We start from the raw sequence: 5,992 nt of genomic DNA, 5'->3' as shown, positions 1-5,992 counted from the left end.
GTGTCGGCGCTGATCGTCGAGGCCGCCGGCGATCGCTTTGCCATCCCGCAGCTCGCAGTGGTCGAGCTGGTGCGCGCGCGCGCCAATTCGGAACATCGCATCGAGCGCATCAAGGACACCCCGGTGCTCCGCCTGCGCAACAAGCTGCTGCCGCTGATGCATCTGAAGAAACTGCTGCACATCGACGACGGCACCGGGCTGAGCGAGCCCGAGAACGGCTTCATCGTGGTCACGCAGGTCGGCAGCCAGACCTTCGGCATCGTGGTCGACGCCGTCTTCCACACCGAGGAAATCGTCGTCAAACCGATGTCGACCAAGCTGCGTCACATCGGCATGTTCTCCGGCAACACCATTCTGGGTGACGGCGCGGTGATCATGATCGTCGATCCCAACGGCATCGCGCAGGCGCTTGGGACCTCGGTCTCGGCTCAGCACGATCTGTCCGAGCAGAGCGCCGCCACGCGCGCCGCGTCGACCGAGCAGCTCACCTCGCTGCTGGTCTTCCGCTCCGGCTCGCCGCAGCCGAAGGCGGTGCCGCTGTCGCTGGTTACCCGCCTCGAAGAGATCGCGGCCGACAAGGTCGAGACCTCGAACGGCCGCTACATGGTTCAGTATCGCGACCAGCTGATGCCGCTGGTGCTGATGGAAGGCGTCACCGTCGCCACCACCGGCGTCCAGCCGATCCTGGTGTTCGCCGACGAAGACCGCAGCATGGGCCTCGTCGTCGACGAGATCGTCGACATCGTCGAGGAGCATCTGCAGATCCAGGTCGGCTCCAGCCGCGAGGGCATCCTCGGCTCGGCCGTGATCAAGGGGCTCGCCACCGAAGTCATCGACGTCGCGCACTTCCTGCCGATGGCGTTCTCGGATTGGCTCGCCCGCAAGGAGATGAAGCACTCGATCAGCACCCGCTCGGTGCTGCTCGTCGACGACTCCGCCTTCTTCCGCAACATGCTCGGTCCGGTGCTCAAGGCTGCCGGCTACAAGGTGCGGGTCGCGACCTCGGCGGTCGAGGGCCTCGCGGTGCTGCGCACCGGCGCCCAGTTCGACGTGATCCTGACCGACATCGAGATGCCGGAGATGAACGGCTTCGAGTTCGCCGAAGCAATCCGCGCCGATGCCAAGCTCGGCACGACCCCGGTGATCGCGTTGTCCTCGCTGGTGTCGCCGGCGGCGATCGAGCGTGGACGTCAGGCCGGTCTCTCCGACTACGTGGCCAAGTTCGATCGCCCGGGCCTGATCGCAGCGCTCAAGGAGCAGACCATCGGCCATGAACGGGCCGAGCTGCAGCAGCAGGCTGCATGACGAAGGACCAGGAAGGACACCATACGATGAGCCGGCAAGTCGACGCCATCAGCGGTAACACCACTCAATTCGCCACGGCGATGATCGGCGGACAGCTGTTCGGTCTGCCGATCTCCCGCGTGCAGGACGTGTTCATGCCGGAGCGGCTGACGCGGGTGCCGCTGGCGCCCGACGATGTCGCCGGCGTGCTCAATCTGCGCGGCCGCATCGTCACCGCGATCGACATGCGGGCTCGGCTCGGCCTGCCCAAGAACGACAGCGGCAAGCCGCCGATGGCGATGGGCGTCGATCTGCGCGGCGAGTCCTACGGCCTGCTGATCGACACGATCGGCGAAGTGCTGACGCTCCCGGACGAAGGCCGCGAGGTCAACCCGGTCAATCTGGATCCGCGGATGGCGTCCTTCGCCAACGGCGTGCATCGGCTCGACGGCCAGCTCATGGTCGTACTCGACGTCGACAAGGTTCTCGAAATCGCAAACGCGCGGATGGCCGCGTAATCGGAACGTACCGGCGACAACAATCGTCCGTTCGTTCGGGCGCTGACTGACAGAGGCAGACAATGAAGACATGTTTGGTGGTCGACGACTCGAGCGTGATCCGAAAGGTCGCACGGCGCATCCTCGAAGGACTCGAGTTCGAGATCGTCGAGGCCGAGGACGGCGAGAAGGCACTCGAAGCCTGCAAGAACGGGCTGCCCGACGCGGTGCTGCTCGACTGGAACATGCCGGTGATGGACGGCTACGAATTCCTGCGCAATCTGCGCCGGATGCCGGGCGGTGACGCGCCCAAGGTGGTGTTCTGCACCACCGAGAACGATGTCGCCCACATCGCTCGCGCGCTCCACGCCGGCGCCAACGAGTACATCATGAAGCCGTTCGACAAGGACATCGTGACGGCGAAGTTTCAGGAAGTCGGCCTGATCTGAGCTGGTCCGCCGAAAGGCGGTCGACGCCGCGTCGTCCGACGCGGTGGGGCAGTTGCGTTGCGTCGGTGAGTGATGAGTGTAGCATTGGCAGGTAGTCCCGCCGCAAGTTCGACGCAGTACGAGCCCCTGCGCGTGATGATCGTCGACGATTCCGTCGTCATCCGCGGGCTGATTTCGCGCTGGATCGAGGCCGAGCCGGACATGACGGTGGCGGCCTCGCTGCGCACCGGCCTCGACGCCGTCAATCAGATCGACCGAATCCGCCCGGACGTCGCCGTGCTCGACATCGAGATGCCCGAACTCGACGGCATCTCGGCTCTGCCGAAGCTGCTCGCCAAGAAGCGCGACCTGATCATTATCATGGCGTCGACGCTGACCCGCCGTAACGCGGAGATCAGCTTCAAGGCGCTGTCGCTCGGCGCCTCCGACTACATTCCGAAACCCGAGACCACGCGCGAGCCGCACGCCGCCGATATCTTCAAGCACGACCTGCTGCAGAAGATCCGCCATCTCGGCGGCAAGGTGCGCCGCCGTGTCACCGCTCTTGCGCCTGCTCACGCAACTGCCGTTGCGGCGCCCACCGTGCTTCGCGAGTCTGTCGCGGCCCCGGCGCCGGCGGCGCAGACCGTCGCCAGCCAGGCCGCGCTCGTGAAGCGCTCGTTCGGCCCGACAGCGCCCCGCGTGCTGCTGATCGGCTCCTCGACAGGTGGACCGCAGGCGCTGATGGCGCTGGTGGCCGACATCGGCCCGGTGATCGATCGCTATCCGGTGCTGATCACGCAGCATATGCCGCCGACCTTCACGACGATTCTCGCCGAGCATCTGATGCGCGCCTCGCGCCATCCGGCGCACGAGGGCGTCGACGGCGAAGCGATCAAGCCCGGTCGGATCTATCTGGCGCCCGGCGGCCGCCACATGCGCGTCGCCAAGCAGGGCGGCAATCCGGTGATCGCGCTCGACGACGGACCGCCGGTGAATTTCTGCAAGCCCGCGGTGGACCCGCTGTTCACCTCGGCGATCGATGTCTGGCAGAGCGGAATTCTCGCGGTGGTGCTGACCGGCATGGGCTCGGACGGCATGCGCGGCGGCAAGGACATCGTCGCCGCCGGCGGCAGCGTCATCGCGCAGGACGAGGCGAGCAGTGTGGTCTGGGGCATGCCCGGCGCCGCCGCCAACGCCGGCATCTGCGCCGCAGTGCTGCCGCTCAATCAGATCGGTCCGAAGCTGGTTCGTTTGTTTTCAGGAGATCGTTCGTGACGCCTGTGGATTTTGACTATCTGCGCAAGGCGCTCAAGGAACGCTCCGGTCTCGACCTGTCGACCGACAAGCAATATCTGGTGGAAAGCCGTCTGCTGCCGCTGGCGCGCCGGCTCGGCCTCGAAGGCATCGGCGATCTCGTTCAGAAGATGAAGAACGGCGCCGACAAGGTGACGGCCGACGTGGTCGAAGCCATGACTACCAACGAGACCTTCTTCTTCCGTGACAAGCTGCCGTTCGACCATCTGCGCGAGGAGATCCTGCCGGCGCTGCTGCAGGCCCGTGCGGGCAAGCGCAGCCTGCGGATCTGGTGCGCGGCGTCGTCCACCGGGCAGGAGCCGTATTCGATCGCGATGTGCCTCAAGGAACTCGGCCCGGCGGTCGCCGGCTGGCGGTTCGACATCGTCGCCACCGACCTGTCGCAGGCCGTGCTGGAGAAATCCAAGTCCGGCTTGTTCAGCCAGTTCGAAGTGCAGCGCGGGCTGCCGATTCAGCTGCTGGTGAAGTACTTCAAGCAGATCGGCGATCTCTGGGAGATCAGCCCCGAATTGCGGTCGATGATCCAGCATCGCCAGTTCAACCTGCTGCAGGACTATTCGCAGCTCGGCATGTTCGACATCATTTTCTGCCGCAACGTGCTGATCTATTTCGATCAGCCGACCAAGGTGTCGATCTTCGAGCGTCTCGCCAAGCGGCTAGAGCCCGACGGCTACCTCGCCCTCGGCGCCGCCGAAACCGTGGTCGGCCTGACCGACACGTTCAAGCCCCACGCCACCCGCCGTGGCATCTACCTGCCGAGCACGGTCGCCAAGTCGCCGTCGATCGTGCCGGCCGCCAAGCCGCTCGGCCAGCTCGCCGGCCTGCGCGTGGGCTGAGATCGGATGCACGGGCCCGCTTTGGCGGGCCTTGATGCGTCATCCCGGCGCGAGCGCTGCTCGCGAGCCCGGAATATCGCAATTATCGAAACGTCTCGTCGCACTAACTCGATATGCCCGGGGGGCGCACGCAATTGCGCGCGGCCCGGAATGACGCACGTCGTGGGACGAGGCGTCGCATCACATCGTGCGCACAAACAAAAACCCCGCCATTTGCGGCGGGGCTGGAGGCTCTCGGGTGAGCGCCTGACTGGCGCTCTGGCAGAAATCAAACCGGCTCAGGCCGGGATGCGGACGTCGTCCTCGGACGGTTCGCGCAGCACGTAGCCACGGCCCCAGACCGTCTCGATGAAGTTTCGGCCGTCGGACGCGTTGGCGAGCTTCTTGCGCAGCTTGCAGATGAATACGTCGATGATCTTCAGTTCCGGCTCGTCCATGCCACCATAGAGGTGGTTGAGGAACATTTCCTTGGTCAGCGTGGTGCCCTTCCGCAGCGAGAGGAGCTCCAGCATCTGATATTCCTTGCCGGTCAGATGCACGCGCTGGCCGCCGACTTCGACGGTCTTGGTGTCGAGATTGACGACGAGGTCGCCGGTCTGGATCACCGATTGGGCGTGGCCCTTCGAGCGGCGGACGATGGCGTGGATGCGGGCTACCAGCTCGTCCTTGTGGAACGGCTTGGTCATGTAGTCGTCGGCGCCGACGCCCAGGCCCTTCACCTTGTCCTCGATGCCGGCGAGGCCGGACAGGATCAGGATCGGAGTCTTGATCTTGGACACGCGCAGCTGCTTGAGAACGTCATAACCGGACATGTCCGGCAGGTTCAGATCAAGCAGGATGATGTCGTAGTCGTACAATTTGCCGAGGTCGACGCCTTCTTCACCGAGATCCGTCGTGTAGACATTGAAACTCTCGGATTTGAGCATCAATTCGATCGACTGCGCAGTCGCGCTGTCGTCTTCAATCAGCAATACGCGCATGCCAGTCCCCTTATAGCGCCGCTCCGGGCGTCAGGCGTCCGCACTACCTGCGGCACTGGAAACGCCTCTGAACAACTGATTCGGATCCTGACGAGGTATGGTTAACAAATCCTGATTCTGGTCCGCAAGCTCTGTTCGTGCAATTTTTGCAGAATCGCCGTAAGATGTTGCGCAGAAGCAGCTTTTTGTTACCCGGCCCCTTCAAGTTTCACATTAAGAGTCGGTTTCAACCGACTCCCGCGACTCGCACCTTCGTTCTGATGGGCAAGCGCGTTCAGCCACCAAAGACAGTGACGCAATGATTAACGATGCGGGTAAACACGAAGTTAAGGTGACAGCCCCGCCGGCCACAAACTTAAGGGTTTCGCAATGAAGGCCCTGGCGGAACAGATCGGCGATATCGACGGCGTCAACATTTATGGCCGTGTGGTGGGCGTTCGCGGCTTGATGGTCGAGATCGCGGGTCCGATTCACGCGATGTCCGTTGGTGCGCGGATCGTTGTGGAAACTGGGGGAAGTCGCACGATTCCGTGCGAGGTGATCGGCTTCACCGGGAACAACGCGATGGTGATGCCGTTCGCCGGGCTCGAAGGCGTGCGCCGCGGCTGCCGTGCGGTGATCGCCAATGCGGCCGCGCAGGTGCGGCCGTG

General features: G+C 64.2%; 6 protein-coding genes and 1 pseudogene. 6 read left to right on the top strand and 1 reads right to left on the bottom strand.

The genetic code is table 11. The annotated features are described in order from the left end of the window. The 5 genes from ACOJTD_RS16270 to ACOJTD_RS16250 form a co-directional block, all read left to right on the top strand. The coding region (locus tag ACOJTD_RS16270; protein ID WP_420133930.1) for a chemotaxis protein CheW at positions 1-1,305 on the top strand (1,305 nt) is incomplete at its 5' end. Between the two features lie 26 nt (positions 1,306-1,331). Further along, complete coding sequence (locus tag ACOJTD_RS16265) at positions 1,332-1,802, top strand: chemotaxis protein CheW (protein ID WP_420133929.1); 471 nt, start codon at positions 1,332-1,334, stop codon at positions 1,800-1,802. A gap of 62 nt (positions 1,803-1,864) precedes the next feature. Beyond that, on the top strand, positions 1,865-2,230 hold the full coding sequence (locus ACOJTD_RS16260; protein WP_378385022.1) for a response regulator: 366 nt from the start codon (positions 1,865-1,867) through the stop codon (positions 2,228-2,230). Positions 2,231-2,302: 72 nt separating this feature from the next. Further along, the gene (locus tag ACOJTD_RS16255; protein WP_420133928.1) at positions 2,303-3,487 is read left to right on the top strand and encodes a protein-glutamate methylesterase/protein-glutamine glutaminase; all 1,185 of its coding nucleotides are present in this window, start codon (positions 2,303-2,305) and stop codon (positions 3,485-3,487) included. Continuing rightward, a complete protein-coding gene (locus tag ACOJTD_RS16250) occupies positions 3,484-4,362 on the top strand; it encodes a CheR family methyltransferase (RefSeq protein ID WP_420133927.1) in 879 nt (292 codons plus the stop codon). Before ACOJTD_RS16255 ends, ACOJTD_RS16250 begins: the two co-directional genes overlap by 4 nt. Positions 4,363-4,640: 278 nt before the next feature. Here ACOJTD_RS16250 and ctrA read toward each other — a convergent pair whose 3' ends face one another. Then, entirely contained in the window at positions 4,641-5,342 is a 702-nt protein-coding gene (gene ctrA / locus ACOJTD_RS16245; RefSeq protein WP_011157191.1) for a response regulator transcription factor CtrA, read from the bottom strand. A 369-nt stretch (positions 5,343-5,711) separates the two neighbouring features. Between ctrA and fliI the strand changes: the two are divergent. Further along, positions 5,712-5,992 (top strand): annotated as a pseudogene (gene fliI, locus ACOJTD_RS16240) (flagellum-specific ATP synthase FliI); the annotation flags it as partial.

Origin of the sequence: Rhodopseudomonas sp., assembly GCF_048594845.1 — a bacterium.
Taxonomy (GTDB): Bacteria; Pseudomonadota; Alphaproteobacteria; order Rhizobiales; family Xanthobacteraceae; genus Rhodopseudomonas.
This window is presented reverse-complemented; position numbering and strand designations above follow the sequence as displayed.

Excerpts from the sequence above, each read along its gene's own strand:
- ACOJTD_RS16260 (WP_378385022.1), top strand. The coding sequence starts at position 1,865 with ATGAAGACATGTTTGGTGGTCGACGACTCGAGCGTGATCCGAAAGGTC.
- ACOJTD_RS16255 (WP_420133928.1), top strand. The coding sequence starts at position 2,303 with ATGAGTGTAGCATTGGCAGGTAGTCCCGCCGCAAGTTCGACGCAGTAC.
- ctrA (WP_011157191.1), bottom strand. The coding sequence starts at position 5,342 with ATGCGCGTATTGCTGATTGAAGACGACAGCGCGACTGCGCAGTCGATC.
- ACOJTD_RS16265 (WP_420133929.1), top strand. The coding sequence starts at position 1,332 with ATGAGCCGGCAAGTCGACGCCATCAGCGGTAACACCACTCAATTCGCC.